General features: G+C 38.6%; 14 protein-coding genes. 10 read left to right on the top strand and 4 right to left on the bottom strand.

The features are described 5' to 3' along the window. Positions 1 to 44: 44 nt before the first annotated feature. Together pepF and yhfH are read right to left on the bottom strand one after the other, a co-directional pair. A complete protein-coding gene (gene pepF / locus NYE61_RS06610) occupies positions 45 to 1,856 on the bottom strand; it encodes an oligoendopeptidase F (protein WP_303448017.1) in 1,812 nt (603 codons plus the stop codon). A 222-nt stretch (positions 1,857 to 2,078) separates the two neighbouring features. Continuing rightward, on the bottom strand, positions 2,079 to 2,210 hold the full coding sequence (gene yhfH / locus NYE61_RS06605) for a protein YhfH (protein WP_095309598.1): 132 nt from the start codon (positions 2,208 to 2,210) through the stop codon (positions 2,079 to 2,081). Positions 2,211 to 2,321: 111 nt separating this feature from the next. On the opposite strand from yhfH, the gene NYE61_RS06600 reads away from it, so the two are divergent. The 3 genes from NYE61_RS06600 (at position 2,322) to NYE61_RS06590 (ending at position 4,922) form a co-directional block, all read left to right on the top strand. Continuing rightward, positions 2,322 to 3,053 carry an MBL fold metallo-hydrolase gene (locus NYE61_RS06600; RefSeq protein WP_251660506.1) on the top strand — a complete coding sequence of 244 codons (732 nt, stop codon included), beginning with the start codon at positions 2,322 to 2,324 and terminating at the stop codon, positions 3,051 to 3,053. 81 nt (positions 3,054 to 3,134) lie between these two features. After that, positions 3,135 to 4,130, top strand: coding sequence for a lipoate--protein ligase (locus tag NYE61_RS06595; protein ID WP_095309594.1), 996 nt, complete (start codon positions 3,135 to 3,137; stop codon positions 4,128 to 4,130). A gap of 273 nt (positions 4,131 to 4,403) precedes the next feature. Further along, positions 4,404 to 4,922 (top strand): competence protein ComK, encoded by a 519-nt coding sequence (locus tag NYE61_RS06590; RefSeq protein ID WP_303448015.1) that lies wholly within the window; start codon positions 4,404 to 4,406, stop codon positions 4,920 to 4,922. Here the strand turns inward: NYE61_RS06590 and NYE61_RS06585 are convergent. Further along, positions 4,870 to 5,259 carry a hypothetical protein gene (locus NYE61_RS06585; RefSeq protein WP_303448014.1) on the bottom strand — a complete coding sequence of 130 codons (390 nt, stop codon included), beginning with the start codon at positions 5,257 to 5,259 and terminating at the stop codon, positions 4,870 to 4,872. The genes NYE61_RS06590 and NYE61_RS06585 overlap by 53 nt on opposite strands. 306 nt (positions 5,260 to 5,565) lie before the next feature. Here NYE61_RS06585 and NYE61_RS06580 point away from each other — a divergent pair, with 306 nt between their 5' ends. From NYE61_RS06580 to NYE61_RS06550, 7 genes are all read left to right on the top strand, one after another. Beyond that, positions 5,566 to 6,222, top strand: coding sequence for a TVP38/TMEM64 family protein (locus NYE61_RS06580; protein WP_303448013.1), 657 nt, complete (start codon positions 5,566 to 5,568; stop codon positions 6,220 to 6,222). A 53-nt stretch (positions 6,223 to 6,275) separates the two neighbouring features. Next, a complete protein-coding gene (gene lepB / locus NYE61_RS06575; protein ID WP_303448012.1) occupies positions 6,276 to 6,833 on the top strand; it encodes a signal peptidase I in 558 nt (185 codons plus the stop codon). Positions 6,834 to 7,131: 298 nt separating this feature from the next. Then, positions 7,132 to 10,599: a helicase-exonuclease AddAB subunit AddB gene (gene addB, locus NYE61_RS06570; RefSeq protein WP_303448011.1), complete on the top strand. Its 3,468-nt coding sequence runs from the start codon at positions 7,132 to 7,134 to the stop codon at positions 10,597 to 10,599. 102 nt (positions 10,600 to 10,701) lie between these two features. Further along, on the top strand, positions 10,702 to 14,424 hold the full coding sequence (gene addA, locus NYE61_RS06565) for a helicase-exonuclease AddAB subunit AddA (RefSeq protein ID WP_303448010.1): 3,723 nt from the start codon (positions 10,702 to 10,704) through the stop codon (positions 14,422 to 14,424). Positions 14,425 to 14,514: 90 nt separating this feature from the next. Continuing rightward, a complete protein-coding gene (locus NYE61_RS06560; protein WP_339317147.1) occupies positions 14,515 to 15,696 on the top strand; it encodes a DUF418 domain-containing protein in 1,182 nt (393 codons plus the stop codon). Positions 15,697 to 15,699: 3 nt separating this feature from the next. Further along, a complete protein-coding gene (locus NYE61_RS06555; RefSeq protein ID WP_303448008.1) occupies positions 15,700 to 16,902 on the top strand; it encodes a DUF2157 domain-containing protein in 1,203 nt (400 codons plus the stop codon). Positions 16,903 to 16,904: 2 nt separating this feature from the next. Further along, on the top strand, positions 16,905 to 17,411 hold the full coding sequence (locus NYE61_RS06550) for a GDYXXLXY domain-containing protein (protein ID WP_303448007.1): 507 nt from the start codon (positions 16,905 to 16,907) through the stop codon (positions 17,409 to 17,411). Between the two features lie 68 nt (positions 17,412 to 17,479). On the opposite strand, the gene NYE61_RS06545 is transcribed toward NYE61_RS06550, so the two are convergent. Next, positions 17,480 to 18,670, bottom strand: coding sequence for an ornithine--oxo-acid transaminase (locus tag NYE61_RS06545; protein WP_303448006.1), 1,191 nt, complete (start codon positions 18,668 to 18,670; stop codon positions 17,480 to 17,482). Positions 18,671 to 18,780: the final 110 nt, after the last annotated feature.

The raw sequence follows: 18,780 nt of genomic DNA, 5'->3' as shown, positions 1-18,780 counted from the left end.
TTTCATTGTTTAACTCTTATTTTGCTTCCAGCAGGTCGCAAACATCATTCGTAGGTTTTCTCCAATTCATCAACGAGTGATCCTACATAGTTAACGGCAACGCGAATAGCATCAGAATTTGACATATCAACACCAGCTTGTTTAATTAGTTCGAGTGGCTTTTTTGTTCCACCGGCTCTTAATACATCTAACCAACTGTCAATAGCAGGTTTACCTTCCGTTTTAATTTTTTCTGCTACTGCCGTGGAAACAGTTAACCCAGCTGAATAGGTGTATGGATAAAGCCCCATATAATAATGTGGTTGGCGCATCCAAGTTAAGCCAGCACCTTCATCAAATACAACCTCATTTCCCCAGAAGGCTTCGAGTGTTTCTTTCTTCTCCTTGCAAAGTACATTTGCTGTAAGCGGAACACCTTGCTCAGCTAACGTATAAACACGGCGTTGATATTCTCCCTCTAGCAGATGTGTAACAAAGTTATGATAATATGTTCCTAGCAATTGGGTAATCACCCAACGTTTCATCCGCTTATCGTCATTGTTTTTCATCAGATGTTCTGCTAATAGCAGCTCATTTAAAGTGGATGGTGCTTCAATGAAATAAGTAGATGGACGTGTATTGACAAGGGATTGATTCTTTCCAGCGAGATAAAAATGACCTGCATGACCAAGCTCATGTGCTAATACGAAAGCGCCTCGCATTGTATCTGTCCATGTAATTAAGATATATGGATGAACACCATATGGACTGGAACAAAATGCTCCATTTGCTTTACCGGCATTATCGGATCGATCAATCCAGCGATTAGAAATTCCCTCTTTCATAATCGCTGTGTATTCAGGTCCCATTACCTGCAATGCTTCAATAATCGTTGCCGCTGCATCTTCATAGGTTGTTTTTGGGTTAAACTCTGGGTCAAGCGGCGCTTTTAGATCGCAGTACTGCATTTCATCAAGCTTGAGCTTTTCTTTTTTTAATTTAGCAAACCGGCGCATATGTGGTGCCAGTTCCTGTTGAATTACATCTAATTGGTTATGATACATTTCTTCAGTTACTTGCTGTGGTGCTAACAGCATATCCGTTACAGACTTGTAGCCACGAAGTTTAGCCATCGTAACCTGTTTTGTCACTTCTGTTGCATAGGTGGCAGCAAACGTATTCTTATATTGATCTAATGTTTTCGTAAAAGACTTGTATGCTGCTCGACGCGTATTCGTATCAGCTGTAAATTCATAACGATCTTCATAAAGAGCCGCAGACATAGGTAACTCGACATTATCCTCATTCTTAATCGGGTCGAATTGCATATCAGCAGCTTTGCTGCGCTGATAAATCATATATGGCGCATTATGTACTTCGCTTAGTGCAGCTAGTGTCTCTTCTATCTCTGGAGCAAGGGTATAAGGCTTTGCTTCCATTAAATCATCTAGCATTTTTTTATAGGTTGTCAGTTCAGACTGTTCCCTAAGAAATTGATTAATCGTAGCATCCGAAAGCGTCAATAATTCGGATTGAAAAAAAGCTAGTTTTGCTTGAATAGAAGCAGTTGCAGCTGCTACTTTCGCGGAGTCTCGCTGGTTATCGGGATCTGATCCATCTGCACTTGAACGAAGCATTGCATAAACCGAAACACGCGTAAGTTTTTGCTGGAATGCTTCCAATGCCTGCAAAGCTTGTAATAACGTATTGGAATCAGAGCCTAACTTGCCTTTATAGGCTGTAATTTCTGTAACGTCTTTTTGTAATTTCGCAAGCTCCTCATTCCAAGCGGTATGAGAAGGGAATAAGTCTTTTAAATCCCATTTCTGTTCTTCCGGTATGTCCGAACGATTTTTAGTTATTGTATGAATTGCCATTATTAATCTCCTTTACTAAATGTTTCGTATCTCTAAATAAATTATAATATAAATTGATAGCTATTAATAGAACCTTCTAAAATATTTTGAGTATTTTCTGTGCTTACAAAAAAAATACAGCTATAATAATAGCTGTAAGAAAAAGAATATTGTTGTAGTACAGATGATTTAAACTGATTTATTTAGGTTATACACATTAACAAAATTATTGACGTATTGCAGTTATCTTGCTGGGTGATCACACTCATCACAGATATTACCATAGCAGTCAGCTTTCTCGTGAATCATATCTTCACCGCATTGCTTGCACTTCTTTTTAGGCAGGTTTCTGAAAAACTCAACAATACTAGTCATGTGTATCCTCCTTTAATGTTAACGTATTTGATGTTAGATTCATTGTAATATAACAATATGTTATTTGTCAATGCTGTGTTACAACAAATTTTATAACAGGAGTGTTTTTTTATGAAATTAACGGTTATTGGTTGCTGGGGTGGGTACCCAGCAAGGGATGGTGCAACCTCATCTTATTTACTTGAAAAAGAGGGTTTTTCACTGTTGATCGATGTTGGGAGTGGGGCACTGTCGAAATTACAAAAATACAAAGCAGTTGCCGATCTCGACGCGGTTATCATTTCGCATTATCATCATGATCATATTGCTGATGTTGGTGTGCTTCAGTATGCAAAGTTAATTGAATACTACGTTAAAGGTGTAAATAAACGCTTACCGATTTATGGGCATACAGCAGATCAAGCTAGCTTTCAAGCTTTAACACATGACTATACAAAAGGTATGCCGTACAATCCAAAAGAAGAACTGAAACTTGGACCCTTTACGATTCAGTTTTTTGAAACGGTTCACCCAGTTACATGTTACGGTATGCGAATAACTGACGGTGAAAATGTTATTGTCTATACAGCAGACACAAGCTATAAATCAGAATGGAAGGATTTTGCACAAGGCGCGGATCTATTGATTGTTGATTGTAATTATTATGCTGGACAAGACGGGACAAAAGCAGGGCATATGAATAGTGAGGAGGGTGCAAAAATTGCGAAGGCTGCAGGAGTAGACACCTTAATGCTTAGTCACTTACCGCAATATGGCGATATTCACCAATTAGTGATAGAAGCGAAAAACCATTATAAGGGAAATGTACGGTTAGCGGAAGAAGGAACAATCTGGAAAGGCTAATTGTGATAAGCAATATCCATTGATTACTTGGGTCCTTTGGCTTAAAATTAATGGTAGAGGTAATGAAGGAGGTAACGATAAATGAAATTTATTGATAATAAAGGAATTACAGATCCAATGGTTAACTTGGCTATTGAAGAATATGTCCTTGAGAATTTTGGTGAAAAGGATACATACCTATTATTCTATGTGAATAAACCGTCTATTATTATTGGAAGAAATCAAAATACGATTGAAGAAATCAATACGGACTACGTCGATGATAAAGAAATTAAAGTTGTACGTCGTCTTTCAGGTGGTGGAGCTGTTTACCACGATGAACAAAATCTTAATTTCAGCTTTATAACAAAGGATGATGGCAACAGCTTTCAAAATTTTGCTAAATTTACAAAACCAATGGTTGATGCGCTGAATAAACTAGGTGTTCCAGCAGAAATGCAAGGGCGGAACGATTTAGCAGTAGAGGGTCGTAAAATTTCCGGTAATGCGATGTTTTCGACAAAGGGACGTATGTTCAGTCATGGGACCTTAATGCTGGACTCTGAGCTGGAAGAACTCACAAAAGCATTGAAAGTTAAAAAGATAAAAATTGAATCAAAAGGAATTAAATCTATTCGAAGTCGAGTCGCGAATGTTGCAGAGTATCTTGACGAGCCGATTACGATGGGTCAATTCAAAGAAATCATCTTGAAAAATGTTTTTGATGTAGAGGATATAAAAGATGTCCCACAGTATGTATTGACAGAAGAAGATTGGGAGAAGATTCACGAAATCTCTAAAAACCGTTATCAGCAATGGGAATGGAACTATGGGAAGTCTCCGGCATTTAATGTTCAGGAAACGTATAAGTTTGATGCAGGTCTTGTAGATGTCCGGTTAGATGTTAAAAAAGGAATCATTGAAAATTGTAAGATTTATGGTGATTTCTTTGGAGTCGGAAGTGTGACAGAGCTTGAAGATAAGCTAAAAGGTATTCGTCATGAACGAAGAGCGATTGAAGCTGCATTAGAAGATTTCAATGTATCGCACTACCTCGGCAGAATTTCCAAAGAAGATTTTATTAATTTACTCTATTAATTAAAAAACATAAAAAATCCTCCCCGTTGATTGAAAGTATGGGGTGGATTTTTTATGTTTTAATGTCAGGACACTATAAAAAGTGAAAGCTGTGGATAACGTAGCTGCCTAAACAGCCACGTTCAGCTACAGCACACGGCGCTCCGTGCTTTTGTTATATCCCAAGTTAATTTTTCTCAATATTTGGTTTTTCACTACCATTATTTACACAAATATGGTAAATTAGTCCTTGAGCCACTTTCTTTTTATTTTTTAGAAAGGAAGAATCAATTAATGGAAAATTATTATTTTACCTCTCATGAAATAACTCCTGTTACAATGGCAATCTTATCTTTGCGTGATGTAAATGGTGATGCAGTTACACGTGTAATAGAGGAGGATGCAGAATATGTGGTTGATCACTCCCCGACAAAGATTATTGACCATGCATGCCGCTTCTTCGGTAGCAGTCTAAAAGGCAGGCAGGACGGAACCAGAGACATTAGCGGAATTACCCATAAAGCACCAATCTCCATCGACCCTTCAAGTGGAATGTACTTTTTCCCAACTACTTCACCTAGCAATCGAAGATGTTCTTGGATTGCGCATTCATATATTGATAAAATAAGAAAAGCTGCTGATAAACGTACTGAAATTCAGTTTACAAATGGCAGAAAGATTGTTATTGATACATCGTATGGTTCCATCATGAATCAATTGCAGCGCACTGCCCAATTTCGCTACTTGTTGGATCATCGAATTAGACTCTTTCAGCAGTATCAGACTGGTGCGGTAGGAGATCCTTCCCAATGAGTTCATCTAAGATAGCTTCTACTTTTTTACGAATTGCAGGGTTGAAATAATTTCGCTTTTCTTCCCGATTTTGACAAATAAAAAGGAATGAGGAAAACGAGTCATTTTTATTTAATGTAATTACCTGCATTTTCTTCTGCTTCATCGCTACACGAAGTTCCCTCCGTTCATTGGATGCTTGTTCTTCCATCTTCTTTAAGAGTCTTATATAAAATTCCTTAATTTTGAAGCCGCCATGCTGAATATGATCCATATCCTGTCTGATGACAACTATTGCCATTGATAAAAAAAGAAAGCGCGTGCCTAGTTCTAATTCTTCATCTGAAAGATAGCGCATTTCGATACCCTCCTCCTGAAACAGAACATAAGTTCCTGTATTATTATATGCTAAAGTAAAAAAAATTACACTACTAAAATAAAAATACTTGCGTAATAAAAAGAAAGTGGCCAAATAGCTAATTTAAAATTATGCATTTTTCATTGTTTACTTTAGAATATATAATGAGATAATTGTATTTATAGGTAAGAGTAAAAAGGTGAATGAAAAGAACCGGAAAATTTAATGTGTCACTATCATCGGATTTTTTAAACACCCACCTTTATAATCGAAAATTGCTTTTGTTAACGAGGGGAATTAGACTACATGTACTTGTCAAACATCACTTTTTCTAATTGGAAAAACGTTCTTGAAACGGAAGGACTAGAAAATTTTATAGAGCAATTATTGGAACAGTATGAAGGACTAGGGCCGTTACCAGGGATAATTTTGCCATTTATAGAAGCTTTCTTGCCTTTCTTACCGTTAATCGTTTTTGTACTAGGTAATGCGGCGGCATATGGATTGCTGGAAGGATTTTTGTTTTCCTGGATTGGTGCCAGTAGTGGAGCAATCGTTGTATTTGTTGTTATCAGAAGGCTTGGAAACACAAAACTGTTTGTAAAAATCCGTAAAAACAATCAAGTAAAGAGGATTACAGCATGGGTGGAAAGACATGGATTTGGCCCGCTGTTTCTTCTGCTTTGTTTTCCGTTTTCGCCATCCGCTATTATTAATGTTGTCGCAGGGCTGTCTAAAGTTAGTACCCATCAATTTATTCTTGCTGTTTTTCTAGGGAAAGCAGTTATGATTTTCTCGATATCCTATGTTGGTTCCAGCATTATGGAATTCGCAAAAAATCCAGTTCGAACAATTGTTGTTGGTATTGGTATTTTCCTTTTTTGGATGTTAGGAAAATACCTAGAGCAAAAATTACAAAAGAAAGCTGTGGAAAAGGCTTATCCGGATAGGAAGAAAGATTAAAAGGGCGTCCTCTAGGGTATGATAAGAATATAATATCCTGGAGGAAGATGAAGATGAAAAAAATTAATTATCGCAGACTCATTCCTTTGGTCATACTTGCAGTTTTATTTGCGGTAATTCTCAGATCAAGCATCTTTGCAAGTTATGTTGTTGATGGTGAATCAATGCAGCCAACGCTGTACGATGGCAATTTATTAATTGTGAATAAGGTTGTATATAATATAAGAGATGTAGGTCGCTTTGATGTTATTGTATTCCATGCGAATGAAGAAGATGATTATGTAAAACGGGTCATTGGCTTGCCTGGTGATGAGATTGAGTATACGAACGATAAGCTGTACATTAATGGCGAATACGTTCCAGAGAAATTCTTGCAGGTGGATGGTTATGTGCAGGCCAGTGACAATCATCCATATACAAAGAATTTTACACTTACTGAATTAACAGGAGAAAAAGTTGTTCCCGAAGGTCAGTTATTTGTTATGGGAGACAATCGTGGTGACAGTTATGACAGCCGAGCATTTGGATTTATATCAATGGATCAGCTTGTTGGTAAGGTAGATATTAAATACTGGCCACTCTCCCAGACAAAGCTTAGTTTTGGTAAATAGTTATAGCTATATTGGAGCTTCTACTTTTGGTAAAATAGGTAGGAGCTCTATTTATTATTTGACTGTTTTTGTAAAATTTGTTGCTTCATAAGCTTCGTAGTTGGAAGAAACTGCGAACTAACTTCTCGGCTGTTTTCTTCCAGTACGTGCAATAATCGCCGTCCGGGATCGCTTCGGGTCACCCGCGGAAAGCGTTCCGGAGCGAGTATACGCACAAACATTACACGTTAGTTCGAAGTTTTATATTTATTGTGTCAAAAAGCAACAATCTTTTATAGTTTAAGGAGGGCTAACACCAATGGGATTACGATTTATCATGGGAAGATCTGGTACGGGGAAAAGCGGAAGAACATTAGATGAAATCAAAGAGAAACTGTTAGCAAATCCTCAAGGTTCTCCAATATTTTATGTCGTTCCAGACCAAATGACATTTCAGCAGGAATTTGCATTGTTTAATGATGAACATATAAAAGGAAGCATACGTGCACAGGTAGTAAGCTTTTCCCGACTTGCATGGCGGATATTGCAAGAGACGGGGGGAGGTACAAGACAATTTATAAGCTCAATTGGACTGCAAATGATGCTTCGCAAAATAATTGAAGAGAAGCAGGGAGAATGGCAGGTTTTTCAAAAAGCAATGGAAAAACAAGGCTTCCTGAATCAATTGGAGCAAATGATAACGGAATTTAAGAGATACCAAGTAACACCAGAGATTTTACACATGCAAATGGAGCATATGAACCAGTTTGTACATAAAGAACCTGGTGAAGTAGCTTTGGTGAATAAGCTTGATGATTTAGTATATATTTATGAAAAACTTATTGCGGCATTAAAGGATCATTACATGGACGGAGAAGATCAATTACAGCTATTAGCCGAGAAAATAGGTGAATCATCGATTTTAAAAGATGCAGAAATTTATATTGATGGATTTCACAGCTTTACGCCAAATGAGCTTGTTGTTGTTGAAGCCCTAATGAAGCAATGTCACTCGGTTACGATTACACTTGCAGTTGATAATCCGAATGATACGATTTCTGAGCTTGACCTGTTTCATCAAACATCGGAAACGTATCATATCCTAAAGCAAATCGCATATGAGAATTACGTGATGGTTGATGAAACAATCGTTATGCATCCAGCTAATGGCAGATTCAAGGATAGACCGTATTTTGCACATTTAGAACAAAATTTTGATGTCAGGCCGTCACCTGAATTCCATGGTGAAGTGCCAATTCAAATAGCTGAAGCGGTACACCCGCGCGCGGAGGTAGAAGGGGTTGCACAGGAAATATTGCGCCTTGTTCGAGAGGAGAAGTATCGCTTTCAAGATATTGCTATTTTTATTAGGCAAACAGATGTTTATCACGATTTAATTCAAACAATTTTCGATGACCATGATATCCCGGTATTTATCGATGAAAAAAGAACGATGCTGAACCATGCATTGATAGAATTTATTCGTTCCATGCTTGATATCGTCGAAGGAAACTGGCGATATGATGCTGTTTTCCGTGTGTTAAAAACAGGGTTTATTCCAGTATCAAACCAAAAATTTCCTTTAACAAATGATGCAATTGATGAGTTAGAGAATTACGTATTAGAATATGGAATTCGTTCACGGGAACGTTGGTTTAGTGATGAGGAATGGAAGTTTCAAAGGTTCCGCGGTTTTGACAATAATGTGCAAACCGATATGGAAAAACAAACCCAGGAGAGGATTAATGCATACCGAGCGCAAATTGTAAAGGCATTACAGCCATTTGATGAACAGATAAGAAAAGCGGCTACTGTAAGAGAATTATCTGAAATAACCTATTTGCTACTAGAAAAGCTTGGTGTTCCGGAGCGCCTGGAAGAAATGCGAACTTATTATGATGAGCATGGCAAAATCGAAAAAGGAAGAGAGCAGGAACAGGTCTGGGCAGCGGTGATTCAGTTATTTGATGAGATGGTGGAAATGGCTGGAGATGAACCGATGAAATTGGCAACTTTCCGGGCAACGCTTGATGCTGGATTTGAAACGCTAAAATTTGCCCATGTACCTCCAAGCATGGATCATGTTATTGTCGGGACAGTTGATCGTTCACGGCTTAGTGGGGTGCAATGTGCATTTCTTCTCGGTGTAAACGATGGAATTTGGCCATTGAAGCCGCCAGCTGATAGCATGATTAATGAAGAAGAAAGAGCACTTTTAGCAGAAAATGGTATGAAGCTAGCGGAAAGCGGAAAGCGTCAATTATTAGATGATTGGTTTTATATGTATATTGCGTTTACAGCTGCACAAGACAGGCTGATGATTAGTTATCCATTGAGTGATGAGGAAGGGAAGGCCAAAATGCCATCGCAGCTTATTAAGCGTATTGAAGATTTATTCCCGTCTTGCTGTAATCATTTATTACTGCAGGATCCGGATGAATTAGCAGAAGCAGAACGCTTTATCACGGCACCAGTAAAAACAAGATCGGCATTGACAGCACAATTGGCAAGAAGCCAAAAAGGCTATCCAATACAGCCTGTCTGGTGGGAAGTGTATAACTGGTATGTGGAACACCAGCCAAAATATAGTACAACCTATAAGATATTACAAAGCTTATATTATGAAAATAAACCTAGCAATCTAGCGAAGGATACAGTGGAAGAGCTTTATCCGAAACAAGTGAAGGCAAGTGTAAGCAGACTGGAGACATATTACAGATGCTCGTATCAGCATTTTGCGAAATATAGCTTGAAGCTAGATGAACGAAGGACGTATAAATTAGATGCGCCAGATATTGGTCAGCTTTTCCATGAAGCGTTAAAAATCATTACCGATTGGATTCAAGGTGAAGGAAAAGACTTTGCACAGCTAACGAAAAAGGATGCAGATGGCTATGCCGGAAAGGCTGTATTTAATCTTGCTCCTATTTTACAGCATCAAATTCTTCACAGCTCGAATCGATATAAATATATTCAGCAAAAGCTGCAGGAGGTTATCGCGAGAGCCACCTATATTCTAAGTGAACAAGCAAGACAGAGTAATTTCTCGCCAGTTGGATTAGAGCTTGGCTTTGGTGACAAGGAAAAGCTTCCACCATTAAAAATGCAATTGTCGAATGGATATGAGCTTTTGCTTCGCGGAAGAATTGACCGTGTCGATAAGGCTTTGAATGAAGATAATCTATATTTGAGAATTATTGATTATAAATCAAGTGCGAAAGGCTTAAATCTAATGGAGGTTTATTATGGTATTGCATTACAGATGCTTGCTTATTTAGATGTCGTCTTAACGCATTCGGAACAGTGGCTTGGCACGAAAGCGAGCCCAGCAGGTGTTCTTTATTTCCATGTCCATAATCCAATGATTTCAAGTAAACAAAAAATGAATGATGATCAAATTAGTGAAGAAATCTTTAAAAAATATAAAATGCAAGGCTTGCTTTTATCTGATGAAGAGATTGTCAAAATGATGGACAAGTCACTGGAGTCAGGATCCAGTCAAATTGTACCTGCTGGTATTAAAAAGAGTGGCGGGTTTTATGGTTATTCCAAAATTGCGGATCAAGAAACGTTTTCCAGCTTACAACATCATATTCATCAATTAATGCGAAACGCAGGGCTTGATATGACATCTGGTGGCGTGGATTTAAATCCATACCAGCATAAAGAGCAGATTGCATGTACATTTTGTCCGTTTCATTCGGTTTGTCAATTTGATCCAGAATTACGAGAGAATAATTACCGGAAGCTTAAAGAGATAAAAGAACAGGATATTCTGGGCAAATAAGTAAGTATAATACTTACCAATTTGCATAAGTGCAACTTTAGATTTCTTCGAAAGGCTTGGTGCATACAAAGTTTTCTAAAAAACTAAGAGAGGAGTAAACATATGGTTAATTGGACAAAGGAACAGGAAGAGGCGATTTATACTGCCGGAAGCGATATTCTCGTAGCCGCAGCAGCGGGTTCTGGAAAAACAGCCGTACTCGTTGAACGGATTATTAAAAAGCTGTTATCTACTAGCAATCCAGTTGATATCGACTCTTTGCTTGTCGTGACATTTACGAATGCTGCGGCACAGGAGATGCGTAATCGGGTCGGAATTGCACTTGAAAAAGCATTAGCAGAAAATCCGACATCCATGCATTTAAAGAAACAGCTTTCCTTATTGCAGCGTGCTTCCATTTCCACCTTGCACTCCTTTTGCCTTGATGTCGTTCGAAAATATGCGTATTTGATTGATATGGATCCATCTTTTCGAATTGCCGATGATATGGAAGGGGATCTTATCAAGCAGGAAGTTTTGGAGGATTTATTTGAAGAATGGTATGGGGCTGAACCGGGGGAACAACAAGCGTTTTTCGCGGTTGTCGACCGTTTTTCTAATGATCGAAGCGACCTTGAAGTGGAAAATTTAATCCTGGATTTATACACATTTGCAACACAGAATCCATGGCCAGAAAAATGGCTAGATAAGTTAGCTGAATCCTATCATATTCCGGAGGATTGGAAAGAGGAGGATTTAGCTTGGTTAACGATAATAAAACGGGAAGTGAACAACCAGTTTGAAGCAATCCGTCAAGAAATGGAGCTTGCTTTAAGCATAACCCGGGAAAATGATGGACCATACCATTATGCGGATACGATTGATACGGAAATTGCGTTGTTGCATGAAGCAATGAATTTGGTTGATTCATGGGATGAATTGCAGCAGTTCATGTCATCGAAGTCCTTCGGCAGGCTTTCGGGGAAAAAAGCTGACTGTAATGAGCAAAAGAAGGAAAAAGTGAAACAGCTAAGAAAAAGCTACAAGAAACGCTGGGACGATATGAACAGCGAATGGTTCAGGCGGAATTTATCCAGTCATATCGAGGATATGCGTGAGCTTGCACCAGTAATTAAACAGTTGACAGAGCTCGTAAAACAATTTAAAAACCGATTTACTGAACTGAAGCGTGAGAAAGCATTGGTGGACTTCTCGGATTTAGAGCATTATTGCTTGCAGCTGCTTGCCAGCGAGGCATCGACAGCAGATAACATCATTCCATCAAACGTAGCGATCGGGTTTCAAAAGCAGTTCAGCGAGGTTCTAGTTGATGAGTATCAAGATACAAACCTTGTTCAGGAAACGATTTTGACATTGATTAGCGATCGCTCAGAGGATGGAAACATGTTTATGGTAGGGGATGTGAAACAAAGTATTTATCGGTTCCGCCATGCAGAACCATCCCTTTTTATCGAAAAGTATAAGCGATTTGCACGAGAAGAAGAGCAAGCAAAACGAATTGATTTGGCAAGTAATTTCCGCAGCAGGGAACAGGTTTTAATTGGTGCGAACTATATATTTAGACAAATTTTAAATGAAGAGCTTGGTGAGATTGATTATGATCAGGATGCTGAGCTGATCTATGGAAATAAAATGTATGAGGATATGCCGTTTGATAAACCTTTTCCCGAGCTGCTGTTAATTGATCGGGAAACAGGGGAAGAGCATGCCGAGGTATCAGATGAAGAAGAAGATTTTCAGGATTTAGAAAAGGCGCAGTTAGAGGCAAGATCGTATGCAGAAAAAATTAAAACTTGGATTGGTACAAAAGAAGGCACTAAGCCAATGCAGGTTGTTGATAAAGCGACCCAATCACAACGAGATCTGCAATACCGCGACATCGTGATTTTAATGCGCTCGATGACATGGGCACCAACAATTGTAGATGAGCTGAAAAAGCAAGGAATTCCAGTCTATGCAGAGCTTTCAACAGGTTATTTTGAAGCGATTGAAGTAAAGGTAATGCTTAGTCTGTTGAAGGCGATTGATAATCCAAGGCAGGATATTCCACTCGCTTCAGTTTTAAAATCACCGATAGTTGGTTTAAATGAGGATGAGCTTGCTGCAATACGTCTAGCGGCAAAACAGGATTCTTTTTACGAAGCTGTCCTTACCTATTCAAAACAGCAAACAAATGAAACGGCCACGAAATTAAATCGGTTCTTAGAACAGCTTGAACAATTTCGCTTAGCGTCCAGACAAGGTGCATTATCAGAGTTGATTTGGGATATTTATCGGGAAACAGGCTACTATGACTTTGTTGGTGGGATGCCAGGCGGAAGACAGCGTCAGGCGAATCTAAGGGCACTTTATGATCGGGCAAGAGGCTATGAAACAACTTCCTTCCGAGGACTATTCCGTTTTCTCCGATTTATTGAAAGAATGGAAGAGCGTGGCGATGATTTAGGGTCAGCTCGGGCGCTTAGTGAACAAGAAGATGTTGTGCGTATCATGACGATTCATAAGAGTAAAGGGCTGGAATTTCCGGTTGTTATTGTTGGTGCAATGGACAAGCTGTTTAATCAGCGGGATTTAATGCAAAAATACTTACTGCATAAAGATTTAGGGTTAGCGAGTAAGTATATTGATCCAATCAAGCGCATCACCTATCCGACACTATTTTATCATGCTTTTAAGGAGGAAATGCGAAGGGAGCTGCTTGCAGAGGAAATGCGAGTGCTTTACGTAGCTTTGACAAGAGCAAAGGAGAAATTAGTAATGGTTGGGAATGTAGCATCTGTTGAGAAAAAGCTGCAAAAATGGCAAAAAATACAAAATCATCCAGACTGGGTACTGCCAGCATACTTCCGAGCGGAATCGAAAACATACTTGGACTGGGTTGGACCAGCTCTCATCCGTCACCAAGAATCAGAGGTGCTTCGTGAAGAGGGAATCGGCAATGGTGTATTAGATGAAATCAAAGCAGATCCATCAAAGTGGGATATTTCGATTATCCATGCTAGTGAATTGACAAATTTGGAAGAAAGAACAGTCGAAACAGATTTGAATTTAAAAGAGAAGATTAACGAATGGCAGCCTGTACACATCGGGGATAAAACATTAGAAAAATTTGTTGATGAACGTTTATCTTATCACTATCCATTTAGCGAAGCGGCAAGGTCACGTGCAAAGCAGTCTGTTACAGAATTGAAGCGTCAGCAGGAAATGAAGGACGAATATAGTGATGATCGCTTTGTACAAGCCTTCCGAGCGCCAATTATTAAGCGTCCAAATTTCATGCAGCAGGAAAGACAGGTAACAGCTGCAGAAAAAGGGACAGCCTTGCATACGGTCATGCAGCATTTGCCAATACGTAAACTACTGAAGAAAAAGGAAATCGAGGAAACAGTGGAAATGTTGGCTGATAAAGAAATATTGACGCGTGTAGAAGCTTCTGTTATTGACAGTGAAGCCATTGAGCAGTTTTTCCATTCTGAAATTGCCGAACGGATAATGGAAAGTCCACAGGTCATTCGTGAAATTCCGTTTAGTTTAACGTTGCCTGCAAGCAAGGTTTATGCAAATTGGGAAAGTGAGACAGATGAGCAAGTATTGATTCAGGGTGTGATTGATTGCGTAATTCAAAGTGATGATGGCTGGATTATTTTAGATTATAAAACAGATGCGATTACAGCAGATGTTACAGAAGAGGTAAAGGTACAATTAGTAAGTCGATATGAAACACAAATGAAGCTTTACCGAACAGCATTAGAAACGATCTGGAAAGAACCAGTGAAGGAAACGTATTTGTATTTCTTTGCTAAGGATCTATTGCTCGAAGTGTAATCACAATTGGTTTGAAATTGCATGTAGTGGGGGATAATTCTCACTACATGCTAGTTTTTTTAGATAGAAACCGGAATTGAAAGGATATCGATGATGGATATAAATGCAGCACCAACTAAAGAGAAGAATCGGCTTGCAGCAATCGATGCTGCACGAGGCTTTGCTATTTTCGGTATATTCATTGTAAATATTGGAGCTTTCTCAGCTCCTTACTTTATCTATGGTGGTGCAACTGCGGTGTGGAATTCTACCGCTGACCGCTATACACAAGCATTGATTGATATGTTTTTTCAAGCAAGCTTTTATACGCTGTTTTCACTTTTATTTGGTTTTGGAATCCAATTGCTGAAGGATAGGCTAGTTGAACGAAATATTCGTGTAAGCCGCTTTTTGGCGAAACGGTTAACGATATTAGTAGGGTTCGGAGTAATCCATGCATTTGCTATTTGGCACGGAGATATTTTACTATCCTATGGTCTTATTGGTCTGCTATTACTATTGTTTCTAAAAGCTAGCAATACATCCTTGCTTGCATGGGGAGCAGCTCTTTTAGGTGGAAGTGTTGGTTTATTATCATTAGCTTTATATGGAACGCGAAGTGCTTTAGGAGGGTCAAACCAACTCGCTATTACGCAAGCTATTACAAGTTATCAAAGCGAGAGCCTTATTACGATTTGGGAGCAAAATTACAATGATTGGATGAACTCCAATGGCGGAATAGGGTTCTTCTTTCTTATTATGGTATTACTCCCATTATTTTTATTCGGCATGTATATCGCAAGAAAGCGCTGGCTGCATGAGCCAGAGAAGCATAAAACCATTTTGAGAAAGCTTTGGCTGGTGTCACTCATTGGTTTTATAGGGTTAAAAATTGGGCCGTATCTCGTTGGGAATCCACTTTGGATATCCTACCTTCAGGATAATGTTGGCGGGACATTTTCGGCCATATTTTATATTATATCAATAACGTTTATAGCGCAGCGAAAAATTGGACAGAAAATCATCCAGCCCTTTGCGGCAGTTGGAAGAATGGCATTAACCAACTACCTCATGCAGTCAATAATTTGCTTTATTCTTTTTTATGGTATTGGTTTTGGTTTATATGGTTCGATTCGTCCGCTAGCTGGAGTAGGAATGGTGCTTGTTGTTTTTATTGGTCAAATCTTTCTTAGCAACTGGTGGTTAAGGCGATTTCGGTTTGGACCATTTGAGTGGCTATGGCGTAGTTTAACCTATGGAAAGCGACAGCCATTACGAAAGCTGGAGGGTTGACAGATGAATAGGCAAAAGCTAAAACGAGAAGCGAAAGCATGGGTGGAAGAAGGTATTATTTCTGACGAGCAATACGATAAGATTATAGAACGCTATTCTAAAAGTGGACCAAATTCAATTATCCTTCTATTTGCTATTTTACTAATGGCACTCGGATTTTTGACATTTATTATGTCTGACTGGGCGCGGGAACCGCATTTATCAAGGATTGTTATCCTTGCAAGCGTAACAACTGTGCTCTATGTATTAGGAGATATACGTTACCGAAAAAGTGCAGATTTAATAGCAATCAGCTTTATTGTGCTTGGCTATATTGCTTTCGGGGCGGGAATGCTATTAGCTATTGATATTTACAACATTCAAGTGACATTTGCTTGGCCCTTTATCATATGGGCAGTTGTAGGTCTTGGCGTCTATTTTATATATGAGCATAAATTATTGTTTTCAGTTGCAATTGCAGTAACAACGATAGGCCAACTATACAATGCGAGTATTAATTCAGCTTTTAGCTGGGTTCTGCTGTTTCTATTACTGCTCGGTTTTGGTCATTTTGTCTACCACCATCGGAATTATTTATTCAGCTACCTGTTTAGTATAAGCTTTGTTGTGCAATTATTAACGCTTGTTTTTGCAGCGTCCCAGCAGTATTATTGGTTGATTTTGTACTTTTTAATTTTGTATGTTGCTGGTGATTTGATTAGAGAACAAGTTTATCGGAAGCCCTTTAAAATAATCAGCTTACTTGCCATTTTTATATTCGGGATGTACCAAACTTTTATTCTCCAAGACGAATTTTACATGGATAATCTAACCCTTCAATGGAGCTTTATAATAGTTTGGTTCGTGTTGTTTGGTGCAGCAATAGCTATAAAAATAATAGATAATCGAAGCTATCAGCTGATTGACTTCGTTTTATTCTTACCAATCGCGTTTATACCATTTTCATATGGTATGAGTTTGATTGTTCTATTTATATTTTCGCTTGTCTGGCTCTTTATTGGCTATAAGCAGGACAATAGTGAGTATATTTTAATTGGAACGATCTCGTTTTTAGTCAGTGTTTTCACGGTGTATATTCAATTTGCATGGGATGCGATGAATAAGTCACTTTTCTTTTTAATTGGAGGAATTCTATTATTTTTAATTAGTTTTTTAATCGAGAAACAGCGTCGTACAATTGTTGATAAGCAAAAGGGGGGCGAGTAAGCATGAAACGTTTCTTATTCTATCTCCTGCTTTTGCTGCAAATTGCGATACTTTTTCTCTTAGGCGTACAATATTATTTTATCGATGATTATGGACGTACGGTACAATTGCTTAGTAAGCATGAGGAAATGACGGATACGTATGGAAGCTATAATCAGCATATGACATATATTGATTATGAGATTAATTTTATAGCAGAGGATGCTTGGGAAATTGCAGAAGAAGTAGATTATAATACGAAGATATATGTCTTGCTCGAATCTGATTCGGATGGTGTCTTTCATATTGTGAAAGCAAACGATCAGAAAATAGATGCTGAACAGGACCAGATCGTTCTCCAAGGGAGATATCAGTATTACAATGATATGCAGAAAGAATATCATGTCACCTATGGAATTGAATCGTTTCATCCTGATTTTGACTTTAATCGTTCAGTCAGGGACCGATCAATAATCACCATACAGCTTGCGCCATGGGGGCAAAAAAAGGTGACCGATATAGAAAACTGAAATAGCTTGAAAATAAAATCACAGAAACGTTGATGTATCGACATTTCTGTGATTTTTAATGTTATTTTTTAAGGCTGCAGTACATCCTTGATTCGAACTATAGCCCACTCTAAGTCTTTTTTAGAAATGACAAGCGGAGGGGCAAAGCGGATGACATTTTCATGTGTTTCTTTACATAATAGACCTTTCTCTTTTAATGCCTCGCAATATGGGCGAGCGCTTTCAGTAAGCTCGACACCAACAAATAACCCTTTACCACGTACTTCCTTTATGATTGGGTTATTAATTTTTCTAAGCTCATTGAGCATATGATTACCCATCTCAAGGGACCAATCAGCGAGCTTTTCTTCTTCCAGAACCTCTAATGATGCAATGGAAACAGCGCAAGCAAGTGGGTTCCCGCCAAAAGTAGAACCGTGTGAACCAGGATTAAACACGCTAAGAATGTCATTATTGGCAACGATACAGGAAATTGGGAAAACGCCGCCACCTAAGGCTTTTCCGAGAATTAAAATATCTGGAGAAACATGCTCCCAGTCGCAAGCAAATAGCTTTCCGCTTCGACCAAGTCCCGATTGAATTTCATCTGCAATATATAGGACATTATTTTCCTTGCACACGTTATAAGCTTCTTTTAGAAATCCATCAGGTGGAATAATAATCCCGGCTTCTCCTTGAATTGGTTCGAAAAGAAAACCAGCCGTATTCTCATTGATAGCATTCTTTAGAGCATCAATATCTCCGTACGGGATTAGTTTAATCCCTGGGAGCATTGGCCCGAAGCCGCGTTGGTATTCAAGTTCAGAGGATAAAGAAACCGCTGTCATTGTTCGACCATGAAAGTTGCCTTCGCAAGCGATGATTTCAGCTTTGTTATTTTCTACTCTTTTGACATCATACGCCCAGCGCCTTGCAGCTTTAATTGCTGTTTCCACTGCTTCGGCTCCAGTATTCATTGGAAGTGCCATATCTTTATTTGTCAGCTTGCAAATTTTTTCATACCACGGTCCTAATTGATCATTATGAAACGCCCTAGATGTTAGAGTGACATTGTCTGCCTGCTTTTTTAATGCTGCAATAATTTTAGGATGCCTGTGCCCCTGATTAACGGCTGAATAAGCGCTCAGCATATCCAAATAACGATTTCTTTCTGGATCCTCGAGCCAAACATTCTCTGCTTTTGAAATGACTACTGGAAGGGGATGATAGTTCTTCGCACCGAATTGTTGTGTCTGGTCGATAATCTCTTGACTTCTCATATTTTGACCCTCCATTATTGGAAAATTTAAACACCATGTTTAGTATAACAGCTTTAGAATTGAATTACTTCTCCTTAGAGCAAATAAATGAATTATTCTTAGTTCCATGA

It is taken from the genome of Oceanobacillus sp. FSL W7-1304, from assembly GCF_037969805.1.
In the GTDB taxonomy this organism is placed as follows: domain Bacteria; phylum Bacillota; class Bacilli; order Bacillales; family Amphibacillaceae; genus Oceanobacillus; species Oceanobacillus profundus.
This window is presented reverse-complemented; position numbering and strand designations above follow the sequence as displayed.

What these genes read in the sequence shown, in the direction of transcription:
- NYE61_RS06560 (WP_339317147.1), top strand. Translation starts at nt 14,515, where the DNA reads ATGATGGATATAAATGCAGCACCAACTAAAGAGAAGAATCGGCTTGCA.
- NYE61_RS06585 (WP_303448014.1), bottom strand. Translation starts at nt 5,259, where the DNA reads ATGCGCTATCTTTCAGATGAAGAATTAGAACTAGGCACGCGCTTTCTT.
- NYE61_RS06580 (WP_303448013.1), top strand. Translation starts at nt 5,566, where the DNA reads ATGTACTTGTCAAACATCACTTTTTCTAATTGGAAAAACGTTCTTGAA.
- addA (WP_303448010.1), top strand. Translation starts at nt 10,702, where the DNA reads ATGGTTAATTGGACAAAGGAACAGGAAGAGGCGATTTATACTGCCGGA.
- lepB (WP_303448012.1), top strand. Translation starts at nt 6,276, where the DNA reads ATGAAAAAAATTAATTATCGCAGACTCATTCCTTTGGTCATACTTGCA.
- addB (WP_303448011.1), top strand. Translation starts at nt 7,132, where the DNA reads ATGGGATTACGATTTATCATGGGAAGATCTGGTACGGGGAAAAGCGGA.
- NYE61_RS06555 (WP_303448008.1), top strand. Translation starts at nt 15,700, where the DNA reads ATGAATAGGCAAAAGCTAAAACGAGAAGCGAAAGCATGGGTGGAAGAA.
- NYE61_RS06590 (WP_303448015.1), top strand. Translation starts at nt 4,404, where the DNA reads ATGGAAAATTATTATTTTACCTCTCATGAAATAACTCCTGTTACAATG.
- NYE61_RS06595 (WP_095309594.1), top strand. Translation starts at nt 3,135, where the DNA reads ATGAAATTTATTGATAATAAAGGAATTACAGATCCAATGGTTAACTTG.
- NYE61_RS06545 (WP_303448006.1), bottom strand. Translation starts at nt 18,670, where the DNA reads ATGAGAAGTCAAGAGATTATCGACCAGACACAACAATTCGGTGCGAAG.
- NYE61_RS06600 (WP_251660506.1), top strand. Translation starts at nt 2,322, where the DNA reads ATGAAATTAACGGTTATTGGTTGCTGGGGTGGGTACCCAGCAAGGGAT.
- pepF (WP_303448017.1), bottom strand. Translation starts at nt 1,856, where the DNA reads ATGGCAATTCATACAATAACTAAAAATCGTTCGGACATACCGGAAGAA.
- yhfH (WP_095309598.1), bottom strand. Translation starts at nt 2,210, where the DNA reads ATGACTAGTATTGTTGAGTTTTTCAGAAACCTGCCTAAAAAGAAGTGC.
- NYE61_RS06550 (WP_303448007.1), top strand. Translation starts at nt 16,905, where the DNA reads ATGAAACGTTTCTTATTCTATCTCCTGCTTTTGCTGCAAATTGCGATA.